Genomic DNA, 15601 nt, shown 5'->3' on the forward strand with positions numbered 1-15601 from the left:
GGCAGGTGTGGGAAAGCTCATGGCGACCCAGCCGCCATGGCGAAGACATGCATCCGTTCGTTCGCTGGTAGCCGCACAGCCAGCAACTGCCGGTCAGGATCGAGCGGGATAGCGGTGGCGAAGATGTTCCCGAGTGCTTCCTCGGGCTCACCACGGCGCATCGTGGAGGGGGTGCTGGCCACCAGCTCGCTGCCGGCCGGTGAATTCATGGCTCGCCAGTTGGGGAGGGTGAGATCGAAGGGTGCGCTCCCGCCGTCGGTATAGAACACCTCGCCGGAGGCGGTGTATGTGCTGTAGGCGGACGCTCCGAGGAAGGCGAGGGCGTGCGCGTGACCCGAGAGCCGGACGTACTCACCGCCGAGTGCGACATTGTCCGGTTCGCCGAGCCGGGTATCGGGCCAGGTGAACGTGAGCCCCGCACCGGTCACGGACGCTCCGGGTGCCAGGCCCGCCTCGGCGAGCGCCTCGCGGGAGTAGCTGTGGCCACGGTCGGTGAAGGCGCCGATCACGGTGCCCGCCTCGTCCGAGGTGGCCACATTGGTGAATGCCGCCGGCAGCGACGCGGCCACCTCGGGCACGGTGAACGCGATCTGGAGGGTGTGGCGTGCCGTCTGCCCACCTGTGGCGTAGGCCAGTGTCAGGGCACCGGTGTGGACACCCGGCTCCGCGGTCTCCGGCACCGCCAATGACCACGACGATTCGGCAGTCGACCCAGCCTCGATCAGCCGCGGTAGATCCGGGACGGCCTCGCTTGCCCACCCGGACGGTGGCGTGAGGCTCAGCTCGATGTCGCGGATCGCGTCATCGAGCCCGTTGAGTGCGCGGATCGCGGCCGTTGCCCGCCCTCCGGGCAGGAGTAGATCGCCGACGGCGGCCCGCACCGTGATCCCGGACGTCACCAGGGGTGCGGGGGCTGGGAAATCATCGACCTCGACCTCGTCAATGTCGCCGCGGAATCCGCTGCGCCCCTGGCTGAGGTCCACCGGGCGGCCGAGCGTGACGATGCCAGGCTGCAGCGTGGACCGGCCGGAGGTACTCACCACGCGGTCGGCGATCGAGAGCCTGACCTCGTGCTGGTCCAGCGTGAGATGGACCTGAGTCCACTCACCGGTCGGGAGCGGGCTGGTATCGCTCAGCGGCGCATCACCGAGGGCGGTGCCGAGCCGACCGACGGGGTCGAGGGACAGCCAGGGCGCGTCGCCGTCACCACCGTCGAGGATCACCTGCTGCTGCCCGGTGGGAGCATCTGGTCGTAGCCACAGGTGAATACCGATCCCGGGGATCGCGGCACGGCCGAGTTGTTTCAGGCGCGCCCAGGACCCTTCTCCGTCGAAGGATGCGGCCACGCCCTCGACGCCGTCGGCCACGGTCGTCAGGGCGGTGGCGGAGACGTCGTGCCCGAATCCCGACCCATCGGTGAGCGTTCCCGAGGCAGCATCGGCCATCGAGTACCGCATCACCGTGGCCGGCAGGAACTCCAGGGTCACATCCTCGAGGTCGAACGTGCCGCCGTCGAGAGCCTTGGCCACGAGCCGAGCGGATTCGAGCCGGCCCTCCCAGGTGATCTCCCGGGTGCCGGCGATCCGGCCGTCGGAGCTGGCACCGGGGACCGGACCGAGCGGGAAGGAACGGGTATCGCCCTTCGCGCTGTCGGTGACCACGAGTGCCAGTTCGACCGGCGCGCTCGCGTCGCTCACGCGTGCCCCCATCAGGTAGGCGCCGCGGCCTCGTGCCCGGAGTGCGTCGGTGACATCGCAGCTGAGGCCCCCAGCTGCGTCGTCCTGGTCGATCCGGGCCGTGCCGGAGGCGATACGCACGCTCGTGCCTGTTCCGGTGGACCACCCGTGCAGACCCCGGGTGAAGTCGCCGTTGCTCAGCAACTGCCCGGGTTCGGGCCGCACGTCCTGGTGGCCGTCGAGGAAGCCGAGCTCGCACAGGAAGCGGTCCAGCTGGCGGGCGCCTTCGAAACCATAGGGGTTGTGGATCAGGGGGCGGACATTGGTGAAGCCATGCGGCTGGCCGTCGAAGGTGACCAGCTCCGCCTCGTTCCCGACCTCCCTCATCGCGGCGATGAACTGGGCAGAGTTGTCCACGTGCACCACCTCGTCACCAGTGCCGTGCAGGATCAGCGTCGGTGGGCCGCCGCTGGTGATGTGGTGTACGGGGGAATAGCTGCGCGCGTGCGCGGCATCGTCGAAGAGCTGACGGCCATAGCCGGCGGGGAATCGGCCGGTGGTGTCTGTGACGGGATTGAGCAGCGCCAACGCGGCCGGACGAACCCCGGCCTGAGTGTTCGGTAGCGTCAGGAAGGCTGTCGCCGCGGCGAGGTGACCACCTGCGGAGGCTCCGGCGGCGACGAGCCGGTGAGGATCGACCCCCAGCTCATCGGCGTGGGTGATGACGTGATTCAGCGCGTCCACGGCATCCTCGGAGGCTGGTACAGGCCCCTCGGTCCGGTACTCCACCGAGAAGGCGCGCATCCCCCGGGAGGCGAAGTACTGGGCGAGCCACTCGAACTGGGTCCAGTTCCCAATCCGCCAGCCGCCTCCGTGGAAAAAGACGATGCTCGGCCGGGCGCCGCTTCCCTCCGGCTCCCAGCGGTGCAGCAGCAGGTCCTTGCCCGTGGCGGTCTTGTAGACGACCGGGCTCGACTCATCGACGTTGGCAGCGGCGCGGGTGGCGAACGGCACCCCGCAAAGACCCGCGGCCGCAACGCCTGCGGCCGCTGCTCCGCCTGCCAGGAGTGACCTCCTGCTGATCTGTGCTGTCATCGGTGCTCCATTGCCCGGTGGTCGGGACGACATTCATCATGAATCGATTCATGATACTAACAGCCATGCCGAATCCGTCAACCTTCACAGAACCGCTTGACTCCTTGACGCGGGTGGCGCTCTTCTTCTAGGTTGACATGAATCCATTCATTTCAACTTTCATCGACGAAAGGTGAACCCATGAGCAGGACCACGTCCGCATCTCCAGCCCCCGCGCCCGTCAGCCGAGGTGCGTTCCTCGCGGCAGTCGGAGCATCCGCCGTCGCCGGCGTGAGCCTCGTCGGTAGCCGTGCCCACGCCACACCCCCACCGTCGAGCACGAGCACATCGACCACAGGAGTGGTCAACGTCCGCGACCACGGCGCCGTCGGCGACGGCGTCACGGACGACAGCGCTGCCTTCCAGCAGGCATTGGACGCGATCGTGGCCGCTGAGGAGGGGTGCCTGTACGTCCCGCCCGGGAACTACCTCTTCGACCACCGTGTGACCGTGACGGCGGGACGACTGAACGTGAGCATCGTCGGGGCCGGGCAGGGTGTGTCCAACCTGTTCTCCGACAACTCCGACGGCGTCCTGTCGATCGAGACCGGGCGTCAGGGCCAGGTGACCGTGACGGACCTCTCCTTCTTCTCAATGCGCGCCGGTGGCGGCACTGCCCTGGAGGCGATTCGCCCGATCGGTGACCGTCACAACCGCACGATGACCATCCGGAACGTGGAGATGCGCGGCGTCGCTCTCAACAACGACTACTTCGACTACGGGCTGCGCGCCATCAGTCAGGTCAACCCGCTCGTCACGAACGTGATCTTCGCCGGGCCGTTCGCAGGCGGCGTCAACCGGGACCGGACCGACGACTCACTGCTGTACGCCGCCACGTGCGGGATCTTCATCGACGAGTGCTATGCGCCGGTGGTGGAGAACTGCTACGTCTGGTCCGCGTTCACCGGATACAGACTGGTGACCGAGCGCACGGAGCCGGCGCCTGAGGGTGGCTGGTTCTACAACTGCTCCGCGGTGGGCGTGCGCGTCGGGTTTGAGGTTCGGACCCCGAACAGCCTCGAACCAGGGACGGCGATCGAGCGCTGCCACGCGAACGGGCGCGACATTGGCATCCACATCAACCGCGCACAGTTCACGATCACGAACTGCCTGCTCTACAACTCCCTGCCCGGCGACGACTTCACTCCGGAGACCGCGCCGGAGTACACCGACATCCTGGTGGAGTCGGGCTGGTTGGGCACCATCTCTCACAACATCTTCCGGCAGCCGTTCAACCTCAACCGCACCGGCGTGCGCATCGCCGACCAGCAGAACGATGTGACCGGCGATCCCTCGCACCTGCTGATCTCCGGGAACCACTTCACCTCCCCCGGAACCGCGATCTCGGTGGCGCCGAACGCCACCCGGGTGAACGTCACCGGGAACATGTTCCACACCGAACCCGACCCCTACAACGGCACCCCGCTGGTGGCGACGATTCTCGACGACCCTGCCGGAGCTGTGGCCTTCTCCTCCGACGAGCTCCGCGCCGTCACTGCCCTGGCTGAGCAGTCCCAACAGGTGCCGGATGCGGAGTGGACCACGGTGCAGTGGCACGGGACGGAACTGGACACGGCAGGGTTCTGGAACAGCTCCGAACCCGACTCGATCACCATCCCCGCCGGGCAGGGGGTGCGCTACGTGAAGGTGATCGCTTCTGTGGGGTGGGAGTCTTCCCCGAGCGGAGTGCGCGAACTGCAGATCCTGCGCAACTCCGAACCGGTCACCGCGGGGAGTTGTGTGCAGGACAAGGGCGTCGCGAACACACCCGGGTCCGGCGACGTCGACATGCAGACCGTGCACACAGCCATCGTCCCGGTCTCCGGCGGCGACATCATCCAGGCACGGGTGCGGCAGACCAGCGGTGACGCCCTTACGCTCGACGAGAGTGGACGGACGAGCCTGTCCGTCGAGACCGTCAACGGATGACAACCGTGTCCTCATGGCGGTGTGCCGACGCGTGCCCGCGTCGGCACACCCACCGGGCATGATGGTCCCCTACGGGACTGCTCAGGCATCCCGGACGAGTTCGAGAGCGGTACCGGAAGGGACGTCGTCGTGGTCAGTATGAAGGAGGTCGCGCGCAGTGCCGGCGTCTCGGTCGGTACGGTGTCGAACGTCCTGAACCGGCCCGACTACGTCTCCGAGGACAACCGGGTGCGCGTGCTCGAGGCGATCAATCGCCTCGGCTACGTCCGCAACAATGCCGCCCGACAGCTGCGTGTGGGCCGCACGCGAACAGTGGGCCTGGTGGTCCTGAACGTGGCGAACCCGTACTTCACCGACGTGATGCGCGGGGTCGAGGACACCCTCAGCCGCGCCGGGATGTCCGTCATCCTCTGCAACAGCAACGGCCAGCACGACCGGGAGGAAGCCAACCTCCGGATGCTGGCGGAGCAGCAGGTGCAGGGGCTGCTGATCTCGCCGATCGACGCGGACAATCCGGCGTTGCGAGAACTCATCAGCGACGACCTCCCAGCCGTCTTCCTCGGAAGCAGCGCAGGTCCGATCGATCGGTGCTCGGTCTCCGTCGACGATGTGACCGGAGGGAACCTCGCCGCCCGGCATCTGCTCAATCAGGGCCACGAACGCCTGATGTACGTGCACGGCCCGCTCGAGATCGGCCAGGTGCGAGCGCGCCGGGAAGGGATCGTCGCCGCGCTCGAGGCGGCCGGGGTTCCTGCCGGGAACCTGGCCAGTATGGCGTGCCCGGACCTCACCCTTGCGGCCGGGCGGGACGCGGGCGAGCGTCTTCTCGGTGCGCCCGAACGTCCACAGGCGGTGATCTGCGCGAACGACCTCCTCGCCCTCGGGATGCTGCAAGCGATGTTCGCCGCAGGCGTGGCCGTCCCGGATGAGCTCGCGCTGGTGGGCTATGACGACATCGAGTTCGCCGCCGGGTCGGCCGTTCCGCTGAGCTCGGTCCGACAGCCACGGTACGAGCTGGGCCGCCGCGGGGCCGAGCTGCTGCTGGCGGAGATCGACGGAAGCGGTGACCACGATCATCAGGAGGTCGTGATGACACCCGAGCTCGTCGTGCGCGGATCCAGCAACCGACGAGGTCGATAGCTCCCTCCCGCCTGGGACGAGCGGAACCGGCTGTGCCCGCGGTGGCCCCGCTGGTGTGCCACGGTTTCGCCTTCGCCCACGATCGCCAGTCTTCCATGATGTTTAGACTATTGACATACGAAGACTTTCAGATCCACACTCATGTTCATGACGGATCATGTCGGAGGATCGCTCCAGTCGCTGCGGGAGAGCAATCGGGAACGGTTGATCGCCCTCTTGCGCGAGCATGGCGCTTTGCACCGTGCCGAGCTCGCACGCCGTGCAGGTGTCTCCCGCGCCACCGTGACGACGATCGTGAACGAACTGTTGGCAGGCGGCGTGGTGGTGGAAGGCGCCGGGAGCGAGCCCGCGAATGGCGGTCCGACCGCCAAGCGCGCTGCCCTCACGCTGAATCCCGAAGCCGGCGTGATCGTCGGCCTCGACTTCAGCGCCGGCAGCGTCACCGGCGTGATCGCGGACCTCAGCCACCAGGTCCTGGCCGATGGGACACGCGCACTCGCTCCGCAGTTGGGGTGGATGGGCCGCCTCGACGTCGGGGCCGAGCTCATCGACGAGATGCGCGCCGATGCTGGTGTCACCGGCCGACCGCTCGCCGGCGTTGGTCTCGGGATCCCCGGCCCGGTCGACTGGACCACTGGTGAGATCGGGACGTCGAGCAAGTCGTTGGAGTGGGCCGGCGCGCGGCCGTCGGCACAGCTAGCCGAGCGGCTCGGGGTGCCGGTTCGGCAGGACAACACTGCCCACCTCGGCGCACTCGCCGAGGCGGTGTGGGGCGCAGCGCGAGGCAGTCGGCACGTCGTCTACGTCAAGGTATCCGCAGGCCTGAGCGCCGGTCTGGTGATCGACGGGCAGATGTGCCGTGGCGCGCTCGGCGCCACGGGGGCGCTCGGGCATACGTGCGCGGTTCCCGACGGGCCGCTCTGCTCCTGCGGCAGTCGTGGCTGCCTGGAGCTCTACGCCGCGACGCCGGCGATTCTCGAGGCGGTCCGACCGCACCACCCGGACGCATCCTTCGAAGGCGTCGCCGAGCGCGCCGCGGACGGAGATCGACCGTGCCGCCGTGCACTGGCAGACGCGGCCACGATGCTCGGGCGCAGCTTGGCTGGTGTCTGCAACCTGCTGAACCCCGAGAGCATCATCGTCGGCGGCGATCTGACCGCCGCGGGTGACCTCGTGATGGGACCGCTACGCACGGCTGTCACCGATCATGCCCTACCGATCGCCACACAGGCCCTCTCGATCGGGTGGGGTGACCTCGGCGACCGTGCCGGAGCCATGGGAGGGGTGGCGCTGATGTTGCAGGAGCCGGAATCGATCGGGGCGAGCTCATGACCGGCCGGCCGAACATCCTGCTCGTGATGACCGACCAGCAACGCTGGGACGCGTTGGCACGCGCAGGAACCTTCCCTGTTCAGACTCCGAACTTAGATCGGTTGGCCGACGACGGCGTGTGGTTCCGCCGGACCTACGTGCAGAGCCCGCTGTGCGTCCCGTCCCGGGCCAGCCTGCTGACCGGCCGGTACGTCCACCAGCACGGCTGCCAGGACAACGACCACTCCCTCTGGCCGGAGGCGCCCTCATTCGTGCGCTCGTTGCAAGACGAGGGGTACCGGACGGCGAACGTCGGCAAGCTTCACTTCACCTGGTTCCACGACGTCGAGCTCTTGGCGGCCGACCCGATCCTGCGCCGGATGGGCTTCGACGAGCCGTTGGAGACCACCGGCAAGATGAGCCGGGGCAACGTGCGCGCCAGCGCATACACCGAGCACTTGCGCTCGAAGGGTCTGCTCGAGAGCTACCTCGACGACCTGCTCACCCGCGTCGAGGACGGGCCGTACGAAGCACGCCCGTCCATCCTCGACGAGGAGGACCACATCGACGGCTGGGTGATGCGTGGCGCGGCCGACTGGTTGTCCGCCGTCGAGACCGAACCATTCTTCTGCTGGGTCGGACCACCCGGACCGCACGACCCGTTCGACCCGCCGGAGCCCTACGCGAGCCTGTACGACCCGGCGGACATGCCGCTCGGGCCGTTGGACTACCAGTACCCCGTCGGGCCGAGCGTGGCGAGCAAGGACGTACCCGACGCCACACCCGAGCAGATCCAGCGCATGCGGGCGATGTACCTGGCCAACGTGACCTACATCGACGCCTGGGTCGGCAGGCTCATGCAGGTGCTCCGCGACCGGGACCTGCTCTCGGACACCTGGGTGATCTTCTGCAGCGATCACGGGGAGATGCTCGGTGACCACAAGCTCGTCGGCAAGGCGCAGTTCTTCGACCCGGCCGTGCGCGTTCCACTGATCGTCCGGCCGCCGGACGGGTCCGGCTATGCGCGCGGCGTGGTCCGCGACAGCCTGGTCGAGCTGATCGACGTCTCCGCCACCATCCTCGACATCGCCGGCACGTCCCTCGACGGGCACCAAGGGCGCTCGTTGCTGCCACTGCTGCGCGAGGAGTCACCCGATCGGCACCGCGATGTCGTCCTCTCCCAGGTCGAGGACAGGCAGATGATCAGTGACGGCCGCCACAAGGTGGAGATCCAGGACGGTCTCGTGCTGCACGCCTTCGACACGGTGACCGATGCGGGAGAGGTGGCCGACGCCGTCGGTTCTGGTGCCGCCTGGATCCACGACCTGGCCGATCGTGCCGATCGGGCCTTCGCCACGGGCCCCGCTCTGGGAGTCCCCTGGCCGCACCTCACCCCCTACCAGCACTGGGGCCGCAACGTCCTCAAGGAGCTCACCGTCCGACGAGGTGCCTCCGGCGCCCCTGTGCGAGACACCGCAGCAGAGACCGCCCCCGACCCGGGTGCGCGGCACGCACTGCCCCACCAGTAGAGAAGGAAGACCACCGATGCAACGACGCACATTCGCCGCCGCGAGCCTCCTGCTCGCGGGAACACTTCTCACCGCCTGCACCGACGCCTCCGGGAGCGGGAACGGGAGTGAGGACTACCCCTCGGACCAGATCACGATGATCGTGCCGTTCCCAGCCGGCTCAGCACCCGACAGCACCGCTCGCACGCTGGCCTCCGTGATGGAGACCGAGCTCGGTCAGCGGATCGTGATCGAGAACAAGGAGGGCGGATCGGGAACCATCGGGCTGAGCGAGCTCGCTGCCGCCGAGCCCGACGGATACACCATCAGCTGGTTCGCGAGCCCGGGGGTGACGATGCAGTGGCAGCGGATCGACACGCCCTTCGAAGGGCCGGAGGCGATCACCCCGGTCGCTCAGGCGATCAGCGTCGGAACGGTCATGTTCGCCGCGAGCGACTCGGGCCTGACGACGATCGAGGACATCGTGGCAGCCGCTGAGGCGGCACCGGGCGAGATCTCCGTGGCCCTGCCCGGTGAAGGGTCCGGGATGGATCTGGCTGTCCGCGAGCTCGAGGCCGTAGCAGAGATCGAGTTCGACCGGATCTACGTCGGCGCCGGTGAGCAGATCCAGCCTGTCGTCAACGGGACCTACGATCTCGGTGCTGCTCAGGCACCCCCGGTTGTCCAGTACGTCGAACGCGGCGACCTCTCCTGGATCGGTGTCTTCGGCGACGCCGTACCGGCCGGTATCGACGCACCGCTCGTGGCCGACTCGGAGTACGAGATCGACCCGACGGCGGTGGCCGGCTATGAGGGCATCGTCGCCCCGGCAGGCACACCGGAAGAGATCGTGGACGCGCTGGCCGCGGCCGTGGAGACCGCCGTCGCGTCCGAGGAGTTCAGCGAGTACATCAGCTCCACCCACGGGATCGCCCAGTTCACCGGTCCCGACGAGCTCGCCCAGAAGATCGATGACGGCACTGCGACGGCCACCGAGCTGATCGAACGGTACGGCCTGTGAACGAAGCGACACCTCGATCGGCGCACGTCGGTGATCCACCGGCCAGGTCCTCCGCAGGCGACGAGGACGTGCCCGACGACGCGATCGAGGAGCCCGACGAACTCACCAGTGCCGGTGAGGAGGGCGAGGGCGGAGCCTGGGAACCGGGTAAGCGCTGGCGGATCGCCGCGTTGACCGCACTGCTGCTGGTGGGGTTGGTGTACCTGTGGCAGGCATCGTTGTTGCCCTACGGGACGATGGACCAACCGGGCCACGGGTTCTACCCCAGGTTCGCCGGAGCGCTGTTCGTCCTGCCGTTGATCGGTGTGCTCGTGGTCGAGATCCGCGCGCGCACCGAGCGCTCCGGCTCCGAGGGGTCGTGGGCCAAGCCTCTGATCGTCCTGATGACGGTGCTGGCGTACTTCCTCGTGGCGCCCCTGCTCGGCCACATGGCGAGCTCAGTGATCGTCGTCGGTGTCGTACTCCGCGTGGTCGGTACCCGGCCGTGGTGGCAGATCCTCACGATCGCCCTTGGGTGCGCGGTCGGCTCCCAGCTCCTGCTGGCCACCCTCCTCGGACTCCCGCTCCCCGCCGGCCGCCTCGGCCTGACGTTCTGACCCAGGAAGGACCTCACCGGTGGACACCCTCTCCGCCCTCGCCGACGGCTTCGGCGCACTGCTCGCGCCGACAGCCCTGATCGCCCTCCTGGCCGGAGTCGTCATCGGCAGCGTCGTCGGGGTGCTGCCCGGTATCGGCCCCGTCGGCGCCATGGCCCTGCTGTTGCCGCTCAGCTTCGCCTTCGACCCGGCTGTGGGCCTGCTCATGACGATCGCGATCTATCTCGGGTCGCAGTACGGCGGCTCGACATCGTCGATCCTGCTCAGCGTGCCGGGCGAAGCATCATCGGTGGTCACGACCCTCGATGGGCACCAGATGACCAAACGTGGGCGCGCAGGTGCGGCGCTCGCAGTGTCCGCGATCGGGTCGTTCGTCGCGGGCACGATGGCCGTGGCGCTGCTGATGCTGCTCAGCGAACCGTTGAGCGCGTTCGCCATCCGCTTCTCCGCCCCGGAGTATCTCGCGCTGTGCATCTTCGCGATCCTGGTGCTCTCTCGTCTCTCCGGCGGCACCTTCACCCGCTCGATGCTCGCCGTCGGGCTCGGGCTCATGCTCGCCACCATCGGGTTGGACGATCTCTCCGGGAACGTGCGCTTCACCTTCGACATCGGCGAGCTGATCCATGGTGTCGAGATCACCCCGGTCGCGGTCGGGCTGTTCGGTATCGCGGAAGTGTTGCTCCTCGCGGAGAACCGCGGCCACGTCCCCCAGCTGCCCAAGGTGCCGTTCCGCAGCCTGTGGCCCACGCGCACCGAGATGCGCCGCGCGGTGCCCCCGATGTTCCGGGGTGGACTGCTCGGCTTCTTCTTCGGCCTGGTTCCCGGGCCGTCGGCCGCGGTGTCCACCTATGCCTCCTACATGCTGGAGCGGCGGATCTCGAAACACCGCGACGAGTTCGGCAAGGGAGCGATCGAAGGAGTCTCCGGCCCGGAGTCGGCCAACAACGGTGCGGCAGGTGGCGCCATGGTGCCGCTCATCGTGCTGGGCTTCCCGTTCAACGGCGTGACGGCGCTGCTGCTCGCCGGCTTCACGATCCACGGGATCATTCCCGGTCCGCTGTTCGTGGAGAACTCACCTGACCTCTTCTGGAGCCTCGTCGCCGGGATGTACGCAGCGAACATCACCCTGCTCATCCTGAACTTCCCGCTCGTCGGGCTCTTCACGTCCTTGCTACGCATCCCCCGTGACGTGCTGCTGGGGCTGATCGTGCTGATCGCGATCATCGGCACCTATGCCGCTCGGAGCGCACTGATCGACGTGTTCTGGCTCTTCGCGATGGGGGTCCTCGGCTACGTCATGGTCAAGCTGCGGCTCTCCCGGGTGGCCCTGATGCTCGCCTTCGTGATCGGCCCGATCCTGGAGTCGTCGCTGACCCAGACCGTGGCGTTCGCGAACGGCGACCCGACCGTGCTCCTGCAACGGCCCATCACGATGACGATCGTGGTGCTCACGGCGCTGGTGGTCGGAGTACCGGTGATCTTCCGAGGGCTGAAACGTGACCGCGCGGTCGACTCCGCGGACGCGGTCTGATCCATCCCGCGCATCAGTGACGAGGCTCGATGACGAACCACTCCCTGCCAATCCCTAGTACACGACATCCAAGGAAGGACGTCATGATCTCTCAGCCTTTCCGATTCCCGCGCGCAGTCCATGTCGGCACCGCGTCAGTGCTGATGCTCGCTCTCGCATCGGCACCCGCAGCAGCATCCGACCCGCCTCCCGAACCAGTAGCGGCATGGTCGTTCGACGCGGGATCGGGGGATGTCGTTGTCGATGAGACAGGAGGTGGCCACGACGGCGTGGTCGAGGGTGGAACGTGGGGACCTGGACGCATCGGCGGCGGGCTGCATATCGACGGTTACGACGACGGCGTGCTCGTCGAGGACGAGTCCGCCGACCTCGGGATGGACGCGACGATGTCCATCGAGGCACGGATCAACCTCACTGATCAGGGCACAGTCCAGAAGATCGTCGAACGGGCCGGAAATTACGGCCTCCGCATCTCCGCGGACGGTCGGATCGGTTTCCGCTGGGAGGACCAGTGGAGGTTCAGCCAGCTCCTGGACTGGGAGGAAGGGCGTTGGTATCACGTCGCGGTGACCTACGACGGCGACGAGGTCACCTTCTATCGCGATGGTGCGGCCCGGGGCACCGCCACGACGACGCGGACCGCCACGGTGGAACCGGGCACTGTCTACCTCGGTCGCGGCATACCGGACTGGGAACGGACCCTGTACGGAACGCTCGACGAAGTGGCCCTGTACGACGAGGCGTTGACCGCGGACCAGGTTCGCGCCCACTATGACGCGGCGCCGGCGGAGACCGACCAGGCTCCGCAGATGGGTGCCGTCAGGATGTCCGCCGACCAGGTCGAGGCGCTGACCATGGTCGAGCTGACGGCCGACATCGACGCGTCCGTCGCGAACCCGGACGACCCGAATCTGATCGACGTGCAGGCGCAGGTTCGCCGACCAGGGGGTGAGGTGGTCACGGTTCCCGGATTCCTCTACCAGGACTTCCGGTTGGACGGGGAGCGCGTGGTCGAGTCCGGTGCCCCCGCCTGGACGGCGCGGTACACCCCACCCGAGCCCGGCACCTATCAGGTGCGGATGCACGTCACCACCGACGGGGGAGCGGCGGCATCCCCGTGGCAGGACCTGAGCGTGACTCCCGCCGCCGACGATGCGCGGGGATTCGTCACGGTCAACCCGGACAACCCGCGGTACTTCCAGTTCGAGCGCACCGCAGAGACGTTCTTCCCGATGGGGGTCAACCTCGACATCCCGGTGCTCACCCGGCTCGGTAACCATCACGCAGAACCGGACTCGCGCTATCACGGGCTCTTCGGCGACGACATCACCAGCCCGGCCGAGGGGGCTTCCCCGGAGAATCTCTATGCGGTCTACGACGAATACCGCCGCGCCATCGTCTCCCTCGCGGAAGCCGGAGGGAACGCCGTGCGACTACGCCTGGACTCGTGGTGGCTGCCGCTCGAGATCGACTCCGATCACCCGATCCCGGGATACCCGGACGGCGTGCCCGGGTTCGACGTCGGCCGGTACCACGCCGCCAACGCATGGATCGCCGACCAGGTGGTCGAGCTCGCCGAACAGCACGGCCTCTATGTCACTCCGGTGACCTGGAACCAGCACAGCCCGTGGGGTGGGTCGGCGTACGCGACACCTGGGGGTGAGAATGAGCAGCTGACCGACCGCCGTCTCCGGTACCAGGTGGCCCGATGGAGCTACAGCACGCACATGTACGGATGGTCATTCTTCAACGAGACCCGCCTCGACATGACCACTCCGTTCTACACCGAGGCCATCGAGGACCTCCGCGCTACCGACCCCAACCCGCACCTCGTGTTCAACTCCTACACGCCGATCGATCAGGAGGTCGAGCACGCATACCGGTGCGATGACGACGAGGACGAGCTCAAGGACTGCTGGGGCGAGGGGGTCTTCCTGGACAAAGCCGAGTTCGCGCCGGGGAACGACATGCCGCTCGTGCTGGAGGAGTACGGCAAGAAGTGGTACTTCCGCTACCCGGTTGACGATGATCCGAACGGGTACAAGGCGCATGAGGGCCTCTGGGCATCGATCATGGGGCACCGGAGCGGGGCGCTGTACTGGTGGCAGTACACCCATCTCGGTCCGCTCGATCTGTACGACGAGGTCTATGGTGCCGCGGCGGCATTCCTCAGCGATGTCGAGTTGGGCGACTACCAGTGGGAAGCGGCTGAGCTCACCCAGACCAGCGGTCCGGGCGGTCTGCAGTACTTCGGGATGACGCACGCCGGGCCCACCGCGGGCGATCGGCCGAACGGGACGGACGGTCCACGAGCGTTGTTGTGGGTGGTGCGGACGCCGAGCGACGAGTACGTCGATCGAGCTGCGGTGGACGGTAATGAGTTCACCCTCGCAGGGACGGTTCCAGGCTCCTACCGGGTCGAGTGGATCGACACCTGGACCGGTGAGCACGTCGACACGCAGACGGTGCGGTCGACCGACGGCGATGTGCCCATCGAGGTCCCGGACGGGGTCACCCGCGATATCGCCGCACAGGTGTACGGTCCGCTGGGCGAGATGTCGATGGAGATCGTCGCGCCCACGCAGGAGTACCTCGCCGGACAGACCACGCGCGTTGAGGTGACCTTCACGAACACCAATGCGATGCCTGGCGCGGAAGCGGTGGAGCTCATGCTGGAGGCGCCAGAGGGCTGGGACGTCGCCACCGTGCCGCAGGCGGAGGAGTCGACGGATTCACCCCTGCTCATGCCGGGAGAAGGCGTCCAGGCAGCGTTCGACGTGACCGCGCCGGATACGGGCTATGCGGGGGATCTGCACCTGACCGCTGCGGCGGAGTACCGCCACCAGGGCCACGAGCGCAGGCAGCACGCCACGATGGAGGTTCGCTATGCCGGCGACCTTCCACCTGAGGAGGCGTTCGGATCTGTCCAGCCACCGCTGGAGACCTTCGCGTCGACGGATGCGAGATTCGGGCAGCGCGGGAACACCTTCCTGGTGGCCGCCAGCGGTGGTCGCATCTGGGAGTCCGTCAACGAGTTCGGCGCCATCTACCTCGATGAAGCGGCCGGACCGTCGACGTCGGTCACCACCACGGTCGCCTACCAGCAGAACACCCACGAGGCCGCACGTGCCGGCCTGATGCTCAGGAATGATATCTCCGGCGAAGAATCGCCGACCGGGTATGTGCTGGTGGCCGCCACCGCCGGGCGTGGCTACGTGATGAACGTCGATATCGACGGAGACGGTGGGATGGACCGGAGCTATCGCACCGGCACGACCACCTACCCAGCCCGCCTGATGCTCGAACGTGACGGCGACCAGGTCACCGGCTACTACGCCGAGGGTGATGGTCTGTGGCAGCAGATCGCCACCGTCGAGATCGTCGGAGCCGCCGAGGAGCAGGATGTGGGACTGTTCGTCACCGCGAACAATGCCGAGGCGACGAGTAGGGCCGATTTCATCGACTCCCGGATCGAGTGACCGACAGCGTTCCGGCCACCACGCTCAGCGACCATCCCACTGATTGGATTCCACGATGAATGCCAGTTCCCGCCCGAGCCGACCGAGTCGCCGAGGCCCGGCTGGCCACGTTCGCCCCGTTGCGGATCTTGACCACCAGGGCACATGGGATGAGTCGACGCGCTCTGTAGACGCCATCGGGACGGGTGTGCCATGATCCTGGCAGCTCGTTTTACGATCGACCAATTCTCGTAGCACGCGTGACCAAGACTTCCGGTGCGACTGGGCGCGCCGGCA

9 protein-coding genes are annotated in these 15601 nt (G+C 67.6%); 8 read left to right on the forward strand and 1 reads right to left on the reverse strand.

The window, feature by feature from the left end; translation table 11 throughout:
• Nucleotides 1-17: 17 nt before the first annotated feature.
• Nucleotides 18-2771: an alpha/beta hydrolase fold domain-containing protein gene (locus BLU77_RS16010; protein WP_175477154.1), complete on the reverse strand. Its 2754-nt coding sequence runs from the start codon at nucleotides 2769-2771 to the stop codon at nucleotides 18-20.
• A 180-nt stretch (nucleotides 2772-2951) separates the two neighbouring features.
• Between BLU77_RS16010 and BLU77_RS16015 the strand changes: the two genes are divergently transcribed.
• The 8 genes from BLU77_RS16015 (at nucleotide 2952) to BLU77_RS16050 (ending at nucleotide 15325) form a co-directional block, all read left to right on the forward strand.
• Nucleotides 2952-4739: a right-handed parallel beta-helix repeat-containing protein gene (locus BLU77_RS16015; protein ID WP_089774056.1), complete on the forward strand. Its 1788-nt coding sequence runs from the start codon at nucleotides 2952-2954 to the stop codon at nucleotides 4737-4739.
• 21 nt (nucleotides 4740-4760) lie between these two features.
• Nucleotides 4761-5879: a LacI family DNA-binding transcriptional regulator gene (locus BLU77_RS16020; protein WP_245708903.1), complete on the forward strand. Its 1119-nt coding sequence runs from the start codon at nucleotides 4761-4763 to the stop codon at nucleotides 5877-5879.
• A 147-nt stretch (nucleotides 5880-6026) separates the two neighbouring features.
• Nucleotides 6027-7211 (forward strand): ROK family transcriptional regulator, encoded by a 1185-nt coding sequence (locus tag BLU77_RS16025; RefSeq protein WP_175477155.1) that lies wholly within the window; start codon nucleotides 6027-6029, stop codon nucleotides 7209-7211.
• Nucleotides 7208-8719, forward strand: coding sequence for a sulfatase family protein (locus BLU77_RS16030; RefSeq protein ID WP_089774058.1), 1512 nt, complete (start codon nucleotides 7208-7210; stop codon nucleotides 8717-8719). The genes BLU77_RS16025 and BLU77_RS16030 overlap by 4 nt, the downstream gene beginning before the upstream one ends.
• A 16-nt stretch (nucleotides 8720-8735) precedes the next feature.
• Complete coding sequence (locus tag BLU77_RS16035) at nucleotides 8736-9719, forward strand: tripartite tricarboxylate transporter substrate binding protein (RefSeq protein WP_175477156.1); 984 nt, start codon at nucleotides 8736-8738, stop codon at nucleotides 9717-9719.
• Entirely contained in the window at nucleotides 9716-10315 is a 600-nt protein-coding gene (locus tag BLU77_RS16040) for a tripartite tricarboxylate transporter TctB family protein (protein ID WP_089774060.1), read from the forward strand. The genes BLU77_RS16035 and BLU77_RS16040 overlap by 4 nt, the downstream gene beginning before the upstream one ends.
• Before the next feature lie 19 nt (nucleotides 10316-10334).
• Nucleotides 10335-11846: a tripartite tricarboxylate transporter permease gene (locus BLU77_RS16045; protein ID WP_089774061.1), complete on the forward strand. Its 1512-nt coding sequence runs from the start codon at nucleotides 10335-10337 to the stop codon at nucleotides 11844-11846.
• Between the two features lie 83 nt (nucleotides 11847-11929).
• Nucleotides 11930-15325, forward strand: a complete 3396-nt coding sequence (locus BLU77_RS16050) for a LamG-like jellyroll fold domain-containing protein (protein WP_175477157.1) — start codon at nucleotides 11930-11932, stop codon at nucleotides 15323-15325.
• The last annotated feature ends 276 nt before the right edge of the window (nucleotides 15326-15601 follow it).

This window comes from Ruania alba (assembly GCF_900105765.1).
GTDB classification, from domain to species: Bacteria; Actinomycetota; Actinomycetes; order Actinomycetales; family Beutenbergiaceae; genus Ruania; species Ruania alba.

Coding starts and splice junctions, on each gene's coding strand:
- BLU77_RS16015 (WP_089774056.1), top strand. CDS start 2,952: ATGAGCAGGACCACGTCCGCATCTCCAGCCCCCGCGCCCGTCAGCCGA.
- BLU77_RS16035 (WP_175477156.1), top strand. CDS start 8,736: ATGCAACGACGCACATTCGCCGCCGCGAGCCTCCTGCTCGCGGGAACA.
- BLU77_RS16050 (WP_175477157.1), top strand. CDS start 11,930: ATGATCTCTCAGCCTTTCCGATTCCCGCGCGCAGTCCATGTCGGCACC.
- BLU77_RS16025 (WP_175477155.1), top strand. CDS start 6,027: ATGACGGATCATGTCGGAGGATCGCTCCAGTCGCTGCGGGAGAGCAAT.
- BLU77_RS16030 (WP_089774058.1), top strand. CDS start 7,208: ATGACCGGCCGGCCGAACATCCTGCTCGTGATGACCGACCAGCAACGC.
- BLU77_RS16010 (WP_175477154.1), bottom strand. CDS start 2,771: ATGACAGCACAGATCAGCAGGAGGTCACTCCTGGCAGGCGGAGCAGCG.